This is a genomic window from Chryseobacterium edaphi (assembly GCF_025628985.1).
Taxonomy (GTDB): domain Bacteria; phylum Bacteroidota; class Bacteroidia; order Flavobacteriales; family Weeksellaceae; genus Chryseobacterium; species Chryseobacterium edaphi.
This window is the reverse complement of the sequence record NZ_JAOTEM010000001.1, coordinates 365,754-387,641: the sequence shown is the minus strand read 5'-3', so window position 1 is coordinate 387,641 and position 21,888 is coordinate 365,754. Positions and strand designations below refer to the sequence as shown.

The following is a 21,888-nucleotide window of genomic DNA, read 5'->3' as shown; positions in this document are numbered from 1 at the left end:
AGTTTAGGTAAATAGAAAACGGCTTCAAAATTTGAAGCCGTTTTTTTATTTTATAGAAGTCTGTATTAGAATTTGATTACAGAATTCATTTTTTCAGTTTCTTCGTTTACCAACTCGTCGTCAACAAGAATTTTTCCTGAATGCTCATCGATGATGATTTTTTTTCTCTGAGCAATTTCCATTTGCTTTTGTGGTGGAATTGTGAAGAAAGATCCTTTCGGAGCACCTCTTTCAAGACCTACAACTGCAAGACCTGTAGAAGAGTTGGCTCTGATTCTGTGATAAGAAGCCAATAATCTTTCGTCGATTTTAGAAGCAAATTCTTCAGATTTTGTGATCAGATAATCTTCTTCTTTCTGAGTTTCAGAGATCAATCCTTCCAATTCTTCTTTTTTGAATTTAAGGTGATTTTTAAGATCGTCGATTTTAGTATTCAACTCATTCAGAGTTTCTTCTTTATGACCGATTTTAGCTCCGAATTCTTTGATTCTCTTGTCAGAAAGTTGAATCTCAAGTTCCTGATATTCAATTTCTTTTCCTAAAGCTTCAAATTCTTTATTGTTTCTTACGTTATCCTGTTGAGATTTGTATTTATCGATTAAAGTTTTTGCATGATTGATCACTTCATTTTTGTTGCTGATCTGATCATTCTGCTCTTTAATCTCTGCGTGAAATTTTTCCGCTCTCTTTTCCAGGCCTTCAATCTCAATTTCAAGATCTTCAACCTCGATTGGCAACTCTCCTCTTGTATTTCGGATCTCATCCAATCTTGAATCGATGATTTGCAAATCGTATAAAGCTCTTAATTTTTCTTCAACTGAAATTTCGGTGATTTTTGCCATATCTATAGGAAATAATTTACTGGGTTTGTTTTTTCACTAGATTTTAAGACTGCAAATGTACTAAATTTTTGTGACAAAATTTCAAATAATTGTTGACTTACCAATTGCTCCGATTCGTAATGTCCGATGTCGCAAATCAGCATTTTAGATTCTGCCAGGAAATAATCGTGGTATTTGAGATCTCCGGTAAGATAAGCGTCACATTTTTTTGAAAGTGCAGCTTTTATTCCACTCGCTCCGGAACCTCCCAAAACTCCTACCCTTTTTATTTTTTTATGATTTAAATCTGAATGTTTAATCACATTTAAATTAAATTTTTCTTTAACGAAATTCAGAAAATAATTCTCATCCACTTCAGTTTCAAATTCGCCATACATTCCCAAGCCTGAATATTGATTTTCATTTTCGAGCTGATAAATCTGATGTGCTACTTCCTCGTAAGGATGTGCAGATTTCATGGCGGTAACGATTTGATTTTGTTTAAAAGATTCAAAAATCACAGAAATCATATCTTCTTCAGCATTTTCACGAGTATTTTGTGTTCCCGAAAACGGATTCGAACCTTCAATCGGTCTGAATGTTCCTTTTCCCTCAATTTTAAAACTACACTCATCATAAAATCCTATATTTCCGGCTCCTGCAGAGAAAAGTGCTTCTTTTACATTTTCAGAATGATCTTTTGGAACATAAACATTTAACTGCTTTAAATTATTTTTTTTAGGCTGAAGAATTTCAAGATTTTTTAAACCTAAAAGATTACATATTCCTGCATTGACTCCATGAAAATCGTTATCAAAAGCTGTGTGAATGGCGTAAATCGCTACTTTGTTTTCAATCGCTTTTAAAACCGCTCTTTCAACATAATTTTTTCCCGTCAAAGATTTTAAACCTGAAAAGATAATGGGATGAAAACATACTATTAAATTACAATTCCGATGAATTGCCTCATCCACAACGTTTTCCAGAGCATCGTGACAAACGAGAATCCCTGAAACATTTCGTTCCGGCAAGCCACAAAGAAGTCCAACGTTATCAAAGTCTTCTGCCTGCGAAATGGCAATGTGTTTTTCTATCTCTGCAATTACTTTTTGTATTGTCATTTTATTATGTATGTTTGTTACGAAAATAGGGATAATTTGCTAAATTTAAAAAAAACTCTGATCATGGAGAAAGAACACAATCTTGTTCCCGGAGATAAGCTCTGGAAAAGATTTCTGTACCGCGTAATTTACCGTTCGGATACTAAACTGGGCAAGTTATTTGACGTTGCACTTCTTTCTCTGATCCTCGTAAGCACTTCTATCATCATGATGGAAAGTATACCGAAACTTGACAAAAAGTTTCATGTTTATTTTATCATTTGTGAATGGATCATTTCCGTTATTTTCACTGCAGAATACTGGATGAGAATTGCAGTTTTAAAAAATAAGAAGCACTACATCTTCAGTTTCTTCGGGATTATAGATTTCCTTTCACTGGTTCCTTTTTATTTGAGTTTCTTTTTTCCTATTACAAAATATTTTTTAATTTTCAGAATGTTGAGAATGCTGAGAATCTTCAGAATTTTTAACTTACTGGACTTTATGAATGACGGTTTTGTCATTGTAAGAGCTTTGAAAAACAGTTCTCGAAAAATTTATATTTTCCTTTTATTTTTAATAATATTTTCTGTCATTGTCGGTTCCCTGATGTTTATGGTGGAAGGAGGAAGACCTGGTTTTGAGACTATTCCGCAGTCGATTTACTGGGCGGTTGTAACGGTAACGACAGTTGGGTATGGCGATGTTTCTCCAATTACACCGATGGGGAAATTCTTCGCAGTGATATTGATGTTGGCCGGTTATTCTATCATTGCAGTTCCTACAGGAATTGTAACTGCCGAAATGAGAAACAAAAGACAGAACCTTGAACTGATCTGTGAAAGGTGCGGAAATGAAGATATTGACGATGACGCAAGGTATTGCAAACAGTGTGGCAAGAAATTAGCATAGTATTTTTTATCAAAGTTATCTATTAATCTAATATTACAAAAAATCATGGAACCACAAAAGAAAAACAGACCCAACAGTTTAGTGATTATCTTATTCGCAATGATCGCTTTAATGATCGTCATTTACTTTATACTCGTTATGTTTTTCCCGACAGTATTTGATCTGATGAACACGGGAGATATCAAACCAGTACCTCCGACCGAATAAAAATCTATTTATATAAATATAAAAAAGGATGCAGTTATAATTTATCTGCATCCTTTTTTGTTGTTAAATCTTATTGAAATTATTTTTTTATAACTTTCAATGATTGTTTGGAGCCGTCCTTCATCACTAAACTTAAAATATACATTCCTGATTTTAAATCATTTAAATAAATAACTGAACTCGGATTTTCTATTGTTCTTAAAGTTCTTCCAACCATATCGGTTACATAAATTGATTTTACATTCTCAGTATCTGAAATATTGATCACATCTGAAAAAGGATTTGGATAAACCTTCACTTTATTTGTTTTCACTTGTGAAACCTCTGCTGTTGCGAGAAAATTTGATGTGATGTTAATCGTGAAAGTATCTTCCATATCATTACTGGAGCTATCGTAATGACCTACATTTACATAATAAACAGTTCCTGAAATAGTTGGTATGGAAAGTACTTCTGTTTCGCCATTTCCACCACTATCTTCAGTATCTACGCAGGTAAAAGAGGAGCAACTTCCCGTAAAGACAGCAACTTGAGGATCAAAAGAACTTCCTGAAGGTACGTTGACAACTACATCAACATCACCACCATTTCCTACAAAACTAAACCACGTTCCGTCATTCATACCGTCTGTACAAGTGGTTAAAAACCCCGAATTGTTGGTAGCTCCTAAAGCATCAGTTTGAGTGTAAGAATATGGCAAAGTCGCCGACAAAGCTCCCGAACATGCATCATTTGTAGGCGGTGGCGGAATTGTTGCAACACAAATATTAAAACTTTGATTACTTCCCGCTCCATCATAACTAAATACTCTTACATAATACGTTGAGCCGACTGCTAATCCTGTGACCAAAGCAGAATTTGGATCTGAACATAAAATACTAGTTAAATTCCCACAAGCTCCGCTGAAAACCTGAAAATAGAGATCATCATTATTAGTTGTACCAATAGACACAATATTATTCAGAGAAATTTTATGTGAACTTGCTGTAGCAATAAATTTAAACCAAACATCATCATCCGGATTTCCGTAGCAAGGAGCTGCAGCCAATCCTGAACTTGTCGCTCCTAAAGTATAACCTTGCATAGAAGCTGTACAGACAGCATTAGGATTCACCGTTAATGCAACAGCATTGGTGCATTCATCATTTGCGGGTTGTCCCGGTGTTGTTCTAAACATAACAGATGAACATCCCTGAGATTCTCCCGAAGCGTTTACTGCAACTACTTTTAAATAATAAATAGTGTTTGCTGCTAATGTCGCAGGAACCAAAAGACTATTGGTAGTAACAGATTGCTGATTGATAATATTCGTACCACCAAGCGTTGTACCTATAGAAACTTTATAACTTGTTGCTCCGGAAACTGCATTCCATTGTACGGTCGGTGATAAAGGAATAAATGTATCATTATTAGCGGGATATGTGATATCTGGACAGGCGATTGTAGAACCTGCAGTCAAACCGTTAAAAGTGATCACAGATTTTTTTTCATCCAAAGATCCGTTTGGCGGAAATAACGGATTAGGATTTATATTATCGTTTTCATAATACAAAACCGAACCGGAAGTAGAATTGTATCCGTAGAAAGCATCATCAAAACCATTCTCATCATATCCCGCTGAATTTTCTTCTGTAGCAACTACCAGATTATTCAAATTGTTATATGCAAAAGGTGTGGGAAAATTAATTGTTACCACTCCGTTTACACTGGTAACAGTTCCCGAAAAGACCTGTGTAAGTTGAGAAACAGGAATCCAGTCTGAGTTTGATAAAAAAGTAGTTTTTGAAGTTGTTCCTAAATAGATGACCCAGCTTGAAGAATTTACAATACTCGATGACGGACTTAAATAAAATTTTAAGCCTGTAATATTTCCTGCAGCATTCGCATTGATTTCGTTTTTTGTAAAGATTTGCTGAACATACGAATATCCATAATAGGTACTTATTGGCGCAATGCCAACTGAACTGCTACCTGTACCCAAAGTAATTTGGGCATTCATTGCCATATTTAATGTAAATAGGCATAAAAGTAAAATTTTTCTCATAATACAACACATTTGACTATATTAATGCGAATTTATGACATTTTACTGATTTATGATTTGAATTTTCTAATAATAATTTGTTACAGAAATAATAATCAATAAAAAGCTACTAATATCTTTAATATGGTCAAATACTTCTCAGCCAACAATAAAAAAGAGGCTGAAAAATTTTCCAGCCTCTTTTAAATCATATTTGATTTTGAATTTTAAATTATTTCTTAATCGCTTTAATAGTTTGTTGAGAACCATCATTCATATTAAGTACAATAATATACATTCCAGATTTCAAATCTCCCAATTGAAGAGTTGAACTTGGTTTTTCTATGGTTTTTACTATTCTTCCAGCAATATCAAGTACAGATACTGTTTTCACATTTTTAATATCAGAGATATTTAACACATCAGCAAATGGATTAGGATATACTTTAACAGTATTTTTAACCTGAGAAACCTCAGATGTTGACAAATTAACTGACTCAACAACAAAATTATCTATAGAGAAATCTACATCATTTGTATCTGCAACACTTCCATTTGTTGCATAAAAACCAAATTTGGTATTTGCTCCTAAATAATTGCCCAAATCAAAAGTATATTGTGTGCCTGTATTTGATATCGAACTTGATGCATTCCAGGTTTGCAGTACCGTCCATGTAACTCCTCCATCCTGAGAAATCACAAACTGAACCACATCATCTGATCCCAAACTTGCAGCTGTTGTATCCGCAAACTGAGTCAATCCGTAGTCAAACTTTACACGATAACCGCCGGAAGAAAGATTAAATACCGGAGTAATCAGCCAGGAATCAAATGTAGTTGGGAAAAATGAACTTGTATACAGATTAACTTTCATTGCACCCGTATATCCGTTATTTAAGAATCCTGATTCATACCAATTTGAAGAGTTTCCTGAAGGTGCAGTCGCAGGAGTTCCGGAATCAGCATTTTGCCAACATGTATTTACCCCAGAAGCAAAATCAAAAGTGAAATTTGGAGTTACCACACCGCACAAAGTTGTAAATGTCGCAGATGCGGACCAATCACTTTTTGAAGTTGTCGTACAAACCGACCTTACCCAAACATGATATCCGGTAATTGGAGACAAACTATTTAGTGGTGTTGTCAAGGTAGAACTTCCTACCGAACCAGTTGGAGTAACAGTTGAAGAAGGTGCCGCACTTGATGTGGTGACATAATACTCATAACCTACACCAACACTCGATGTCGGAGCAACCCAAGACAGAGTTGCAGAATTAGAACTCACAGCTGTCACAGATAAACCACTTGGCGCCAAACAGCTAGGTGCAGCACCAACATTTACAATATAGTCATGCGCTTCTCCATAACCATCAACATTACAAGGAATCGGGTCATTATCATAACGATCTGCAACACGCATTCTGTGTAATCCCACCGGTGCATTTACTGGCATTGAAATCGTACTATTGGTAGCAGCAGAAGTCCCGGTACCAACACTAGTGCCCATTGCTACTAATTCGGTCGCATCATCAAAAGTAAAATCGTTGTTAAAATCAATCCAGATTTTCACATGCTGACTGGCATAATCGTGAGTAACTGTGAAAGGATAGTTGACTCCAGCATTCATACTGATTGTCTGCGCAGTAAAATCACCATATGCAGCTGTTGAACAACCTGTACTTAGATGGCTGAAACTGGCATTTGGTATTGTAAAATTATTAATCTGATCACCATAATTGCAACCGCTTGCAAACTCCGGCGTACAATATGTCTGAGCAGACGTTAAAACACCCATCACCGCAAAACTGCAGAGTAAAACTTTTTTCATTTTTATTATTTTATGATTATGATTCGAAAATAGCAATATAAAACAAATCATACAATTAATTTATAATAAATTATTTAAATTTAACATAATGAATATAGTCTATACATAAATTAAATGATGTATCAGTATAAACAATACTATTTTATTAAAGTATTAATAATCCAGATAAACCTTTATTGTATTATGTAAACAAAAATAGCGACCAAAATATGGTCGCTATTATTATAGTACTTAAAATAACTATTTTTTAATTGCTTTAATAGTTTGTTTAGAACCGTCATTCATATTAAGAACAATCACATACATTCCTGATTTCAAATCTCCTAACTGAAGAGCCGAACTTGGTTTTTCTACAGTTTTCACTAATCTTCCGGCAATGTCAAGTATAGATACTGTTTTTACATTTTTAACATTTGAGACGTTCAACACATCAGCAAATGGATTAGGATAAACTGAAAGATTGTTTTTAACCGGAGTAGCTTCTGAAGTTGCTAAACTTGCATCATAAGCAGAAATTCGGAATTGACCATTTGTAGTAGATGTGTTACCAAATATCCAAACACTTACCAGCAATGTAGCTCCTGGAGTTTGACCCGTCATTTCAATTTTAGAGAATGCATCTACACCATTGTCATCATCACAATACAATGAAGTAGTAGAAGAACAATTAGCAAATACTGAAACAACCGTATCAGTTAAAGCAGAACCAGTAACAGGACCTGTTTCAATAGTTAAATTACCTGAAGCAGGTACAACTACACTATACCAAACATTTCCTCCAACATTTGTAGGCGTAAATAAACAACTAGCACTCAAAGCAGGAGTATTTGTAGCACCAATAGTAGTTCCGGTTAAAATATTTTGCGCATATGTAGCACCTGGAGTAAGTACAGCTGGAGACGAACAAGCATCATTTGCAGGAGGCGCAGCTAATGTTGTAAATGATCCAGATACCCATGCACTTTCTGAACCAGCACACATTGATCTCACCCAGTAATAATAAGTAGTAGAAGGTGCTAATGGAGAAAGCGGAACTGATACTGCTGTAGTTGGTGTTCCTGATGTTGGAGGCGTATTCGTAGTTGAATAATAATATTGATATCCATTTGCAGGAGCTACCGTTGTAGCCGTCCATGAAAGTGTAGCACTTTGTTGAGTTATTAAAGAGACAGATGGATTTAATGGTGCTTCACATGATGGTATTGCTTCAACTACAAAATCATCTACATGAAAATCAATATCCGGAGATGTACTAGCAGTTGTAGCCACAAATGCAAATTTAACAGTGCCGGTGTACCCTGTAAGATTTACGATTTCTGTTTGCCCCGTATTTGAGTAAGTTCCTGCTCCTGTATAAGTTTTTATCACATTTGCATTACTCCAAGTAGTACCTCCATCAGTAGAAACAATCAATCTTACTATGTGTGTAGCTAATGTCGCCTGTGCTGTAGTACCTAAATAATCTGTTACCGCCATTCTGTATTTTACACGGTAAATTCCAGATGTGTTTCCAAGATTTATAGGTTGTGAAATCAACCAATCTCCAGGATTATCACTGTATAAATTGATTCTCACTGCTGCATTAGTTCCCGTATTCGCAAAGCCGCTTTCAGATGCCCATTTACTTGTGCCGTAAGTTAAAGTCGAAGAGGCAGAAACCGCTCCTTTCGCTGCAGACCAGCAAACAGGTAAATAAGAAGCAAATGATTGTGATACTGTAGGAGCATTTTCTGTGTTACACAGTGTAGTAAAGTTTCTTTCAGAGCAAGAAGACGATGTATTGGTAGCATCGTTTGAATTTACTGTATAATAGTATTTAGTAGACGGATTTAATGGTGTTGTGAACGTATAAGTCAGTACATTTCCAACATTTTGATTATTCAAGACATTAGTACCTCCTGCAGTTGTTCCTACACTAAGTTTATAACCTGTAGCTCCAGTAACAGCAGCCCAAGTTATTGTAGGCGTTAAAGCAACTCCTGTTGCATCTGCAGCAGGCAACGAAACAGCAGGACATGGAATATTCATTGTTGTAAATGATCTTTCTGAACAATTTACAGATGGAATAGCACCATTATATGATTTTACAGTATAAAAATATTGTTTATTATATTGTAAAGTTGTAGAAAACACATATGACGTTACATTTCCTAAATCCTGATTATTTACAATATCCGTTCCTCCAGCAGTCGTACCAACTGACAATCTATATCCAGTAGCACCACTTACAGCAGCCCAACTAATTGTAGGCAAAGCTGCAACACCCGTAGCAGCAGCCGAAGGTGCAGTTACTACAGGACAGTTAGGAACAGAACTAGGAGAAAGACCCAATAATGTCACTACCGACTGTGTTGTAGATCTCGTTCCTGTTTGGGTAATAGCTGCAGGATCAGGATTTGTTCCATCACTTCTGTAGTATATTGTTTTATTATCTCCGTTTGGATATGTGTAAAAGTATTCACCACCATCATCACCAGATTTATTTTCATCTACTGCGATAACCAAATTATTTATATTATCATAAGGAAATGGTGTTGGAAAAGTTATCTCTACAACTCCTGCATTATTTGTTGCAGTCCCACTAAAAACCTGCGTAAGTGCTGTAGTCGGAATCCAGTCTGAAGTTGAAGTAAATGTAGCTTTGTTTGTAAGACCCAAATAGACAACTATTTGATTTGAATTTGTAATAACTTGCGAAGCTGCCAAATAAAACTTCAAACCGGTGATATTTCCTGACGCACTAGCGTTGATATCAGCTTTTGTTATAATTTGCTGAGCATAACTGTAACCATAATATGTACTCCATGGCACAGTTGCAACTGAGGTGGATACGCCACCACTTGTAGTTCCCGACCCAAGCGTAATTTGGGCAGAGATCAAAGTACCGATTAACAAAAGGTACGTTAGTAAAAATTTTCTCATACTTTATTTATTTAAAATAGATAATAAATTTACTAATTATTACAATATAATTTATTAAAACATCTTATTTTTTTAAATAATCGTTATAAAGTTAAAAATTCAATGAATAATTTTTATTTAAATAAGAACTCACAACTTCAATTATACACATAATTATTTAACAAAAATCACCCATAATTAATAATTAATTAATAATTATAAATATTAACAAATATTAACATTATATTGTAGTATATATTTTATCTATTTAGAAAATCCCAGTAAAAAAAATAGCGACTATCTCTAGTCGCTATTAAAATTATTAATTATAATTATTTTATATTATTTCTTAATTGCTTTAATAGTTTGTTTAGAACCATCATTCATATTAAGAACAACTATATACATTCCTGATTTCAATTCTCCTAACTGAAGAGCTGAACTCGGTTTCTCTATAGTTTTCACTAATCTTCCAGCAATATCAATTACCGATACAGATTTTACATTCTTAACATCTGAGATATTTAACACATCTGCAAATGGGTTTGGATAAACTTTGATGTTATTATTTTTAACGTTAGTAGTCTCACCTGTCGCTAAGACAGATGTCATATCATACTTAACATCATCTAAAATAACACTGTAAGCAGGATTACCCGTATGTTTCAACGCCAATGTTGTAACACCTGCAGGAACACCAACTATAGGCAAGACAAAATTATCAATTACTGTAGTGCTTGATGCAGTATAAGTCCCTAATACAACAAATGTTGAGGCATTACTAGCATCTGTCATATATCCTATTTGCACTACTCCACCCGCTGTAAAATTAGCACGTCCTTTAAATGCAATTGAATAGTTACCACTACTCAATGTACTAATTTGAGGCAATTTCACTATGCAAGTTTCAGTAGCCGCAGAAGCATAAATATATAGATTATTAGGACCACTCATTACTGTTCCTGCTTGAACATATGAATTTGCGGAACCAGTAACAATTTTTGACCAACAATTTGGTAAAATATTCCCACTAGAAGATGTGTTATCAAAATTCTCAGAAAGGTTTGATACTACCCCACATGCAGTTGCAAATGAACCGTACATTGACCAAGCACTCTTATCAGTTGTACTACACACAGAACGCACCCAAACATAATAAGTTGACGATGGTAAAAGTGAAGACAAACTCTTAGAGGTTGTGGTACTAGTTGTAGTTGCTGGAGTTGTTGCACCAGGAGCAGTACTTGTTGTACTATAGTATATTTCGTAGCCATTTGCTGGAACTGTTGATGGAGCAGTCCAAGCTACATCTGCAGTTGTTGTAGTAATATTAGATGCGGTAACAGCTGTTGGCTCTACACATGTAGGCGTTGTTTCAAATCTAAAGTCATCTACACCTAAATAAGTAGGAGTACTATTACTAATTACTCTAACTCCAAAGTAATACACACCACTAGTTGTAGGTACAAAAGTTCTTTTCACTTTAGCATAAGTAGAAGTTGAAGTTGTAGAACTTGCAATAAAAGTAGAACCAATTACTGTTGCACCAGTTGCACTTTGAGATGTATTCTGTACTACATCACCAGTCCATCCTGTATATGTGTCTCCCGCAAAAAAGAAACTATAATCATAAGATACTCCTGCTGTTAATTGAAAAGCTGGACTCCATAATATTGATGCTGTTGTATTGCTCCATGCAATAGTAGCATAATTTGGAGCTGAAAGAGGATCATTTACAGAGGTATAGGCAGCATTAGAAGTTACCCAAGATTTGCTGCCTTGAGTTTGCCCCCAACATGTAGGAAATATTCCAGAGCCCACTGTTGACATTGAATCAAAATTTTCAGTCCAAGGTAGGGCTGTAATTGCAGGACATACTGTTTGAAAAACTCTAACTGTACATGGTGTTGCCGGAGCAGCCGTAGTAGCAGTATAAGCAGTTACAGAATAATAATAATTAGTACTATTATTAAGTGGTGTTGTGATAGGGTAACTTGTTGATGTTCCACCAGTAACGTTAAAATTACCTACTTCAGTTCCACCAGAAGTTGTACCTACTTTCACTATATAACCAGTAGCTCCATTTATTGCAGTCCAAGTTATTGTAGGTGTAGTTGATACACCAACTGCATTAGCCGCAGGAGCAGTAACGGTAGGACAAAGACCTAATGTAGTGAAGTTTGCAGAACTAGACCAAACCCCCTTATCAGTACCATTACAATTTCCTCTTATCCAATAATAATATTGTGTAGATGGAGTTAAACCTGATAAGTTTGCAGTAATTACGCCTGCAGTAACAGAACCAGATGGTGTAGTAGTTGAAAGTGGCGCAGTTGAAGACGTACTATAATAATATTCATATCCATTCCCTGGAGCCGTAGTAGAGGCTGTCCAACTGATAGTTGCTGTATCAGGAGTTAATGCAGAAGAAGCAAGACCTGTAACTGTACTTGCACAATTGGCTACGGTTGTAAATGATCCAGCCGCAGCATATCCATTACCAGAACCAGCTAAATTTGGTATATGAGAATACATTGATACTGCATTACCATTTAAAGCCTGTACCTGAACCTGATATGTTGTATTCTGAGCTAAACCTGCAAGAGTAGCAGAGGTTGCAGCGACAGGATTACCACTAAAGTCAGTCCAGTCACAACTTCCTAAAGCTCTGTACTGAACATTATAAGCAGTCGCACCAGTTGGAGCTGTCCAACTTAGAGTAGCTCCACTGTTGGTTACCGCAGTTGTAGCAGCAAAAGTTCTTACTGGTAACTGAGTACCAGGAGTCCAAATATATACTAATCCTGTTGGTATTTTAACATTTACGCTAGATCCTGAAAAAAGCATAGTACTGGAATTAGCATTTCCTGTAACAGCTTTTGACCAGTCACAAGTTGTTCCTGCAGGTACATTCCCGATAGTTAATGGGCTTACATTTGTTGCAAAAGTTGTACTATTTCCTCTAATACCAACTTGCGGTGTAATTCCACTTGTTGTATCAACAGTTCCTGGATTAGTACAAGCTCCGTAAACTATTTTTATTTCACCTGTAGCATACATTAAACGAATCTGAAAGTTTAATCTCTCCGTAGTTCTGTTATAGTAATTTGCGTGATCCTGATATTGAATTACAAATTCAGTACTTGAATCTAAATAACTTACTTCCGGCACAGCACCTGTAGCTGTAGAAGATCCCGCATCCTGACCAAAAGCTGAAATTGCTCCTGTAGTTGTTCCTAATGTTGATAAAGGAGTGTAAGTTGTTCCACTTGGTGCTGCTCCGAAAGTCACATATCCGTTTGCACTCACATAAATACTTGTAACAGCAACACCTCCAAAAGTGAATGGTGATGATAAAGTGATTGCTGATGAAACTTCATTATCATATGAAGTATTAGTACCAGTAGGAAACAATTTTGTTCCTCCCGTAATTGGAGTGTAGGTAGCACCCGTACCTTTAGCAAATGAATAATTTGCAACATTTGTCTGTGCATAACTACTACCTCCTAAAAGTAGAGCTGCAGCTGCCAAAGTACCCAATAACCATCCATTTTTTTTAGGATTGCCCGTCGTTTCTTTGCGACGCAACAAACCAATGTAGTTTTTTTTCATACTTAGTTAAATTAAAATTAGGGGGTGAAATTACTAAATATTTACAATACAATTCAAAAATTTCCTTAATTTTTTATGTACATTACATTGAAATCAAAAAATAATTGAATATTATTTAAACAAACATTTAATTATTTTCCAAACTTATCTGAACATAAAATTATAAGATATTGATTTGCAATGATTTAATTTAAGAATATATAAATTCAACATCAATTGATTTATTAATAAAGGATTTTTATTTATTTTCATTATAAACAAAAAAAAGCGACCATGAAGGTCGCTTTTTGACTAATTTTTACCATCTCTTAATTGAGATAAAACTCGTACTTATTCAACAATTGGATTTCTTTAATCAAATCACCATTCAAATCAACAGAATACCTCATTGATTGCAGTTCCATATCAGAGTTTTCTTCTGAATTTTTGATTAGAAATTTGAATTTTTGATTGCCTTTATTTTGATCTAAAACATTTCTGAAAAACTCCAGATCTTCTTTTCTGAAATCCATAATATCCATAACCAGCGAAATGCTTTTTGCAAACTTTTCAAATGCTTCCTGAAGCTCAATTACATCAACAACATTTACGAAAACACGTCCGTCTTTTACCTGGGCAAATTTTATTTTTAAAATTACAAAACGCTGCACTTCCAGTTTTTCTTTCAATCGCATATAATCACGATCACCCAATCGGAAAGAATACGAACCCGAATAGTCCTCCAACGTCAGAAAAGCTACTTTCTCGCCACTTTTAAAACCGTCTTTTACTACATATTCTGTAATTAATCCCGCGACCGTATACTCTTTTCCGCCTCCACCATTTTCTCTTTCTTTCTGAAGCGTTTTCCAGTCTTTCTTTTTTTCTTCAAATAATTCCGGTGGTTTATTCGCAAAAGCCTGTTCTTTATAAGCATCAACTTCATCAAGATTCAAAAACCCGAAGTTCCCTTTTGGTTCTGCTTTTTTTGTGACTTCTTCAATAATTTCTTCTTCTCCTGCAACAATATCATCAGAAATAATCTCTGTAAGATCTACAGTTTCATCCTTATCATCGGCTTCCAGAATCGGAACTTCATCAATCACTACTTTTACCTCATCTTCTTTTTCAAGAACAGCCTTTTTGGAAAGTTTCCCCTGCATAAACTGATAATGATATTTAAATTCATCAAGCGGGTGAGCTGAAAGATAGAAGCCAATAATTTCTTTCTCCTTATTTAATTTATGCATATTTGGCCATTCCGGACAAGGTGCTAATTTTGGCTGCTCAATCTGAACTTCATCGGCAAAATCGGCAAATAGAGAATTTTCCATCTCATTTTTGCTTTCCTGAAAGCTTTGTCCGTATCTGATCAATCGCTCAAGATTTGTTCTTCCGGCCATATCAATATCAAAATACTGACCTCTGTGATACATATTAAACTCGTCAAAAGCTCCTGCTAAAACCAAACTTTCCGCTACTCTTTTATTCATTTGAGAAGGAAGAATTCTTTCAAAAAAATCATAAATATTTTTGAATCTTCCATTGGCTCTTTCCTTTGTAATTCCTTCACTTGGACCTTCACCTATTCCTTTGATTGCTCCCAAACCGAAACGGATCTGACCTTTTTCATTTACCGAAAATTTGTAATGAGATTCATTCACATCGGGTCCCAAAACATCAACACCAATACTTTTACAATCTTCCATGAACATGGTGATCGAATCTGTATTGTTGATATTGTTACTCATTACGCTCGCCATATATTCCGCGGGATAGTTTGCTTTTAAATATGCCGTTTGATAAGCAATTAGCGCATAACACGTTGAGTGAGATTTGTTGAAAGCATATTCGGCAAAGGCTTTCCAGTCATTCCAGATTTTGTTTAATGGTTCTTCTGCAAGATTATTAATTTTTCCACCTTCAATAAATTTCGGGTACATTTTATTCAGAACTTCGATCTGCTTTTTACCCATTGCTTTTCTCAAAGTATCGGCTTCACCTTTCGTAAAGTTGGCCAGTTTTTGAGACAAAAGCATTACTTGCTCCTGATAAACCGTAATTCCGTAAGTTTCCTTTAAATATTCCTCAGTTTCGGGTAAATCGTAAATAATTTCCTCAATCCCATGTTTTCTATTGATAAAGTTTGGAATGTATTTTATCGGACCGGGACGATACAACGCGTTCATGGCAATCAAATCGGCAAAAACCGTTGGTTTCAATTCCCTCATATATTTCTGCATTCCCGGACTTTCATATTGAAAAATCCCGACCGTTCTTCCTTCCTTAAATAATTGATATGTTTTCGCATCATCCAGAGGAATCAAATCCGGATCAATATCTATATTATGTCTTTGCTTAATTAATTTTAAAGCATCTTTAATAATAGTAAGAGTTCGAAGACCCAAGAAGTCCATCTTCAATAAACCAGCACTTTCTGCAACAGAGTTATCAAACTGTGAAACCAAAATATCCGCATCTTTGGCCGCAATCGTCACCGGAACCAGATTACTGACATCTTCCGGCGTAATAATTACTCCACATGCGTGAATTCCGGTATTCCTGATACAGCCCTCCATCTTTTTAGCACTTCCCAACACATCGTGACGCGGATCATCAGGATTTCCAAGAACAAACTTCATTTCATCGACCAACATTTGCTCTTCGGGTTTCAGTTTGTCATATTTTGCTAAAGCTTTCGCAATGTTCATTCCCGGACTTGGAGGAATCAATTTAGCAATATTATTCGTGTCAGGAATTGGTAAATCTAAAACCCTTCCTGCATCTTTAATTGCAGACTTCCCACCCAAAACTGAATAAGTAATAATCTGCGCTACCTGATTTTTACCGTATTTTTCAACTACCCATTTGATAATTTTATCACGGCCTTCATCATCAAAATCAATATCAATATCGGGCATTGAAATCCTTTCCGGATTCAAAAATCTCTCAAATAGCAAATCATATTTTATGGGATCTACATTGGTAATTCCTGTACAATAAGCAACCACAGAACCAGCTGCAGAACCACGACCGGGACCAACCCAAACCCCCATGTTTCGGGCCTCGTTACAGAAATCCTGTACAATCAAAAAGTAACCCGGATAACCCGTATTGGCCACAACCTCAAGTTCAAAATCAAGACGTTCTTTGATTTCGTCTGTAATTCCGGTTTCAACATACCTTTTTTTTGCTCCTTCGTAGGTTAAATGAGTCAAATATGCCATTTCACCTCGTTTTCCACCATCAACTTCATCCTCTGCATGTAAAAATTCTTCAGGAATATCAAATTTCGGAAGAAGTACATCTCTTTTTAAAGTGTAAGGACTAAATTTTGCAAAAAACTCCTCGTATGTATCAAATGCATCCGGATAAGCCAGAAAAGTTTCTTTAATTTCATGAGAATTTTTAATATAATATTCTCCTGTAGCCAAACCTCTTCTCTTTCCAAAACCTTTACCGACAGGTGTTGTCAGCTTTTCACCATCTTTGATGCAGCTAACAATATCCTGAATATTAGAATCATCTTTATCAGTATAATAGGTTTGATTTTGAGCTAAAATTTTAACGTTATATTTATCCGCAAAATGCAGTAAGACATCATTCAGATGTTCTTCTTCAGGCAGTTTGTGATTTTGAATCTGAACATAAAAATCATCTTCGAAAGTTTCTTTCCACCACTTGAAAAGTTCCTCCCCTTTTTGCTCTCCCGTATTTAAAATAGCATCAGGAATATCTCCGTTGATTCCGGAAGTCAAAGCGATTAATCCTTCTTTATATTCAGCAATCAATTCGCGACTGATTCTCGGCACTCCGAAATAGAAACCTTTTAAAAATCCGATACTCGAGAGTTTGGCTAAATTTTTATATCCGTTAAAATTTTTCGCCAACAAAACAACCTGCGTTCTTCGGTCTGGATCATCTTTGGTAAATTGTTTTTGCTCGTAACGGTCGGAAATATAAAATTCACATCCAACAACTGGAATGAGTGAATCAGAAACGGGCTCGTTTTCATTAAATTCAATTCCGTTTTCTTCCGCCTCATGTTTTTTAGCTAAATATTCCTTATGCTTTTTTGAACGGTCAGAATTAGTTGATTCAACAGCAGAAACGAATTTGAAAGCTCCCATCATATTTCCCAAATCGACCATTCCGACAGCAGGGAAATTATCTTCTGTAGCTTTTTTAATTAGATCGTTAATGCTCGAAGTCGCCGTCAAAGTTGAGAAAACACTTTTATTATCGAAATTGAAATATTTTCCTAAATCAATATCATCAATACTGCCGACATCGGATTGCTTTTTCTTATTATTAAAATCTGCAACCTGCCTTCTGATAATGATTCCGAAAGGTTTGATTGGATTGGGATGCAATGTTTTAAAATATGCTAACTGATCTTCCGATGTTTTTAAAACCTCAGCGGGAATAATTCCGATACGCATCATCTCAAAGAAAACCTGAGCAGTTGCATTTACATCAGCTGCAGCATTATGCGCTTCATCAAACTTATGACCGTATAATTTCTCGTATAATTCTTCCAGTTTCGGAGACTTGTATCTTCCTCCTCTTCCACCGCCAAGCTGACAATAATCTGTTCCCAGAATCATCGTATCTGCCTTAGGTTTTTCCTGAAGATTATCTTTAATATTTTTTCTGAAAAATTCGGCTCCGACAATATTGTAATCGAACTCAACGTTGTGACCGGAAACAACTCTCACTCTTTCTAAAACTTCAGTAAATTCATTCAAAATTTCTTTAAGATCACGACCTTCTTCATTGGCAATCTTAGTAGTAATCCCGTGAATTCTTGCAGCATTAAATGGTATATCGTAACCTTCCGGTTTAATTATATAATCTTGATTTTCAAGCAAATTACCATCATCATCGTGCAGTTGCCAAGCAATTTGAACCATTCTTGGCCAGTTGTCTGAATCTGATAACGGTGCGTTGAAATTTTTTGGTAAACCCGTGGTTTCTGTGTCAAAAACTAAATACATGTATTTCTTTTAACTTTTTATGAGAAAATAGTCTGTAAAGTTACTGCATTTTTATTGTTTTTTCTCAACATTTGGACATCGAAATTAACAATAAAAGGTATCAATTTTTTATGAACATTACGTGACTTAATAATCAAAATATCTATTAAAAATTTAAAAATCAACCAATTAAAAGATCACCTATCAATTGTTAGGCAATTATTTTTAAAAATCCAAAATATGTTTATCTTTGCTTTCTATGGAAAATACACTTCACGAAAAAGTTTCACAGGATATTTTACTTAAAGCTTACAACCACATGATGCTTGCCAAAGCAATGGCAGATATTTATGAGGAAAACAGAAATGTTTGCAAATATGTACACAGTACTTCGAGAGGACACGAAGCCATTCAGTTGGCGACGGCTTATCAGTTGAAAAAAGAAGACTGGGTTTCTCCGTATTACAGAGACGAAAGTATTTTGTTGGGAATTGGTTTTGAGCCTTATCAATTGATGCTTCAGTTATTAGCAAAAGCCGATGATCCTTTTTCGGGTGGAAGATCATATTATTCCCATCCTTCGAGCAGAAACGAAAATATGCCGAAGATGATTCACCAAAGTTCTGCAACCGGAATGCAGACCATTCCTACAACCGGTGTTGCTCAGGGAATCAAATATATTGAAGATTTTGAATTAGAAAAGTTTGAAAATAACCCTGTCGTTGTTTGCAGTTTGGGAGACAATTCTGTGACGGAAGGTGAAGTGAGTGAAGCATTGCAGTTTGCCGCTTTACACCAATTACCAATCATTTTCCTGGTTCAGGATAATGATTGGGGAATTTCCGTGACTAAAGAAGAAGCTAGAACTGTTGACGCATATGATTTTGTAGCCGGATTTGAAGGTTTGGGAAGAATGAGAGTTGACGGAACTGATTTCGCTCAAAGTTTTGAAGTGATGAAAAAAGCTGTCGATTTTGTCCGTGAAGAAAGAAAACCTTTGGTTGTCTGCGCAAAAACAGTCTTGATCGGTCACCACACTTCCGGTGTAAGAAGAGAATTTTATAGAGACGAGGAAGATTTAACCAAACACAGAGCAAAAGATCCAGGAGAAATCCTTAGAAATCAGTTGCTTGAATCTGGAACAGACGAAGAATTATTAAAACAAATTACCAAAAAGGCAAGATTAGAAGCTGAAGAAGCATTCGAAAGAGCTCAAAAAGCTGAAGATCCGAAGCCCGAAACGGTGATGCAACATATTTTTGCACCGACTCCGATTACGGAAGAAGTGGGAACTCGTGAACCTGAAGGCGGAGAAAAAATTGTAATGGTTGACGCGGCAATTCACGCGATTCAGGAGATTATGTGGAAACACCCTGAAGCGTTATTGTACGGACAAGATGTTGGTGAAAGAATTGGTGGCGTTTTCCGTGAGACGGTGACTTTAGGTAAAAAATTCGGAAGCAAAAGAGTTTTCAATACTGCAATTCAAGAAGCATACATTATCGGCTCTACAACCGGAATGAGCGCAGTAGGTTTAAAGCCAATTGTTGAAGTTCAGTTTGCAGATTATATTTATCCGGGAATTAACCAGTTGATTACGGAGATTTCAAAATCTAATTATTTAAGCAACGGGAAATTTCCTGTAAGCAATATCATCAGAGTTCCCATCGGAGCTTATGGCGGCGGCGGTCCTTATCACAGTGGAAGCGTAGAGAGCATTTTAGCTAATATTAAAGGAATTAAAATTGCTTATCCAAGTAACGCTGCAGATTTTAAAGGTTTATTGAAAGCTGCTTACTACGACCCAAATCCAGTTGTAATGTTAGAGCATAAAGGTTTGTACTGGAGTAAAGTTCCCGGAACGGAAGATGCAAAAACCATAGAACCTGCCGAAGACTATATTTTACCATTCGGAAAAGGAAAAATCGTTATCGAAGCTGACGAAAATGAGATTAAAAAGGGAAACACCGTTGTTGTTATCACTTACGGAATGGGTGTTTACTGGGCAAAAGAAGCTGTGAAAAACTTCGGTGGCAAAGTAGAGGTCATTGATTTGAGAACCATTATTCCTTTGGATGAAGAATTGGTTTTTGAAAGAGTAAAAGCTCATGGAAAATGTATCGTTCTTACAGAAGAACAACTCAACAATTCTTTCGCTGAAGCCTTTGCACACAGAATTTCTAAGAATTGCTTCAAATATCTCGATGCTCCTGTTGAAACGATGGGATCACTTGATACACCTGCAGTTCCAATCAATTTAATTTTAGAAAAGGAAATGCTTCCAAACGCTGAAAAGCTTTCAAAGAAAATCGACGAAATGTTGAAATATTAAAAATTAAAACCTCTAAATATCATTTAGAGGTTTTTTTTGTACGGTTTTTGTTAACTTGGTTTCATTAATTTATTCTTAGATGATCACAACAAAATATTTCAACTATAAACAAATTGCGAATCTCGCAGGGTTGCATCTTGTGTGGCTTACTGCGTGGAGCACATTCGTAGCTGCAATCTATTATTTTTTTCAATGGCAATGGATGACGATTCCTTTGGTTCCGTTGACTTTGGTGGGTACTGCGGTTGCTTTTTTTGTGGGTTTTAAAAGTAATCAAGCTTACGACAGACTTTGGGAAGCGAGAAAAATCTGGGGCGCAATCGTGAATTCCAGCCGGTCATTTACTTCAATGTTGTATGCATTTGACACCGAAAAAGGCGAAATGCATTATATTAAAGATTTTAAAAAGCAGCTCGTTTACCGTCACATTGCGTGGCTTTACACTTTGAGAGAACAGCTTTTGGTACCGACAGAATGGGAACATATGAGCCTTGAGAGACATTTTGGAGAAATCAACACCAAGAGAAACCGTCTGATCAAGGCCGGATTTCCCGATTATGTAAGAACGCATCTTTTTCAGCAGAAATATCTTTCAGAAGACGAATTGGGAGTGCAGGAAGATTATAAAAATTTCGCAACTTATCTTAATTCAAAACAGGCAAAAGATTTGAATTATTTAAAAAATAAAAAAGTCATCACCGATTTTGATCACATGCAGCTTCAGAACTGTCTAAATGATTTTTATGATTACCAGGGACAGTCGGAAAGGATTAAAAAATTTCCTTCACCAAGACAGTTTGCAAATTCCGGGTTTATCTTTATTGTCATTTTTATCATTCTTTTACCTCTAGGTTTGGTAAGTGAATTCAGTAAACTGGGAGATTGGGGAATCTGGACTTGTATCCCGTTTTGTGTGATTGTAGGTTGGATCTATATTATTATGGAATTGGTCGGTGATTATTCTGAAAATCCGTTTGCAGGACTGATGTTTGACGTTCCAATGCTTTCAATTTGCCGAACGATTGAGATTGATCTTCTGCAGATGATTGGTGAAAACGATGATCTTCCGGAACCAATTGCTTCTAAAAATGGAGTTTTAGTTTAAACTTAAAAATTATATATAGAAAATGCTGTTGAGATTTCGACAGCATTTTCTATATTATTTTAAAACATTAAGGTAGTTAAATTTTGAAGGTT

Annotated in this window: 11 protein-coding genes; 4 read left to right on the top strand and 7 right to left on the bottom strand. The window is 35.7% G+C overall.

The window, feature by feature from the left end; all coding sequences use genetic code 11:
* Positions 1-65: 65 nt before the first annotated feature.
* Both NZ698_RS01865 and NZ698_RS01860 read right to left on the bottom strand, forming a co-directional pair.
* The gene (locus NZ698_RS01865; protein WP_263001299.1) at positions 66-842 is read right to left on the bottom strand and encodes a zinc ribbon domain-containing protein; all 777 of its coding nucleotides are present in this window, start codon (positions 840-842) and stop codon (positions 66-68) included.
* A gap of 2 nt (positions 843-844) precedes the next feature.
* Positions 845-1,942 carry a Nif3-like dinuclear metal center hexameric protein gene (locus NZ698_RS01860; RefSeq protein ID WP_263001297.1) on the bottom strand — a complete coding sequence of 366 codons (1,098 nt, stop codon included), beginning with the start codon at positions 1,940-1,942 and terminating at the stop codon, positions 845-847.
* A gap of 63 nt (positions 1,943-2,005) precedes the next feature.
* Here NZ698_RS01860 and NZ698_RS01855 point away from each other — a divergent pair, with 63 nt between their 5' ends.
* Together NZ698_RS01855 and NZ698_RS01850 are read left to right on the top strand one after the other, a co-directional pair.
* Positions 2,006-2,833 carry an ion transporter gene (locus tag NZ698_RS01855; protein WP_263001295.1) on the top strand — a complete coding sequence of 276 codons (828 nt, stop codon included), beginning with the start codon at positions 2,006-2,008 and terminating at the stop codon, positions 2,831-2,833.
* 45 nt (positions 2,834-2,878) lie between these two features.
* Positions 2,879-3,040 carry a hypothetical protein gene (locus NZ698_RS01850; RefSeq protein WP_160316003.1) on the top strand — a complete coding sequence of 54 codons (162 nt, stop codon included), beginning with the start codon at positions 2,879-2,881 and terminating at the stop codon, positions 3,038-3,040.
* 79 nt (positions 3,041-3,119) lie between these two features.
* Here the strand turns inward: NZ698_RS01850 and NZ698_RS01845 are convergent, their stop codons facing one another.
* The 5 genes from NZ698_RS01845 to dnaE all read right to left on the bottom strand — a co-directional run bounded on the left by NZ698_RS01845 (position 3,120) and on the right by dnaE (position 18,380).
* The gene (locus NZ698_RS01845) at positions 3,120-5,084 is read right to left on the bottom strand and encodes a T9SS type A sorting domain-containing protein (RefSeq protein WP_263001293.1); all 1,965 of its coding nucleotides are present in this window, start codon (positions 5,082-5,084) and stop codon (positions 3,120-3,122) included.
* Between the two features lie 211 nt (positions 5,085-5,295).
* On the bottom strand, positions 5,296-6,891 hold the full coding sequence (locus NZ698_RS01840) for a GEVED domain-containing protein (protein ID WP_263001291.1): 1,596 nt from the start codon (positions 6,889-6,891) through the stop codon (positions 5,296-5,298).
* 240 nt (positions 6,892-7,131) lie between these two features.
* On the bottom strand, positions 7,132-9,813 hold the full coding sequence (locus NZ698_RS01835; RefSeq protein WP_263001289.1) for a T9SS type A sorting domain-containing protein: 2,682 nt from the start codon (positions 9,811-9,813) through the stop codon (positions 7,132-7,134).
* Positions 9,814-10,134: 321 nt separating this feature from the next.
* Positions 10,135-13,404, bottom strand: coding sequence for a fibronectin type III domain-containing protein (locus NZ698_RS01830; RefSeq protein ID WP_263001287.1), 3,270 nt, complete (start codon positions 13,402-13,404; stop codon positions 10,135-10,137).
* A gap of 308 nt (positions 13,405-13,712) precedes the next feature.
* Positions 13,713-18,380 (bottom strand): DNA polymerase III subunit alpha, encoded by a 4,668-nt coding sequence (dnaE, locus tag NZ698_RS01825; RefSeq protein ID WP_263001285.1) that lies wholly within the window; start codon positions 18,378-18,380, stop codon positions 13,713-13,715.
* 238 nt (positions 18,381-18,618) lie between these two features.
* Between dnaE and NZ698_RS01820 the strand changes: the two genes are divergently transcribed.
* Positions 18,619-20,691: an alpha-ketoacid dehydrogenase subunit alpha/beta gene (locus NZ698_RS01820; protein WP_263001283.1), complete on the top strand. Its 2,073-nt coding sequence runs from the start codon at positions 18,619-18,621 to the stop codon at positions 20,689-20,691.
* A gap of 79 nt (positions 20,692-20,770) precedes the next feature.
* Entirely contained in the window at positions 20,771-21,796 is a 1,026-nt protein-coding gene (locus tag NZ698_RS01815; RefSeq protein ID WP_263001281.1) for a bestrophin family protein, read from the top strand.
* The last annotated feature ends 92 nt before the right edge of the window (positions 21,797-21,888 follow it).

Coding starts and splice junctions, on each gene's coding strand:
- NZ698_RS01815 (WP_263001281.1), top strand. CDS start 20,771: ATGATCACAACAAAATATTTCAACTATAAACAAATTGCGAATCTCGCA.
- NZ698_RS01855 (WP_263001295.1), top strand. CDS start 2,006: ATGGAGAAAGAACACAATCTTGTTCCCGGAGATAAGCTCTGGAAAAGA.
- dnaE (WP_263001285.1), bottom strand. CDS start 18,380: ATGTATTTAGTTTTTGACACAGAAACCACGGGTTTACCAAAAAATTTC.
- NZ698_RS01830 (WP_263001287.1), bottom strand. CDS start 13,404: ATGAAAAAAAACTACATTGGTTTGTTGCGTCGCAAAGAAACGACGGGC.
- NZ698_RS01845 (WP_263001293.1), bottom strand. CDS start 5,084: ATGAGAAAAATTTTACTTTTATGCCTATTTACATTAAATATGGCAATG.
- NZ698_RS01850 (WP_160316003.1), top strand. CDS start 2,879: ATGGAACCACAAAAGAAAAACAGACCCAACAGTTTAGTGATTATCTTA.
- NZ698_RS01820 (WP_263001283.1), top strand. CDS start 18,619: ATGGAAAATACACTTCACGAAAAAGTTTCACAGGATATTTTACTTAAA.
- NZ698_RS01860 (WP_263001297.1), bottom strand. CDS start 1,942: ATGACAATACAAAAAGTAATTGCAGAGATAGAAAAACACATTGCCATT.
- NZ698_RS01835 (WP_263001289.1), bottom strand. CDS start 9,813: ATGAGAAAATTTTTACTAACGTACCTTTTGTTAATCGGTACTTTGATC.
- NZ698_RS01865 (WP_263001299.1), bottom strand. CDS start 842: ATGGCAAAAATCACCGAAATTTCAGTTGAAGAAAAATTAAGAGCTTTA.
- NZ698_RS01840 (WP_263001291.1), bottom strand. CDS start 6,891: ATGAAAAAAGTTTTACTCTGCAGTTTTGCGGTGATGGGTGTTTTAACG.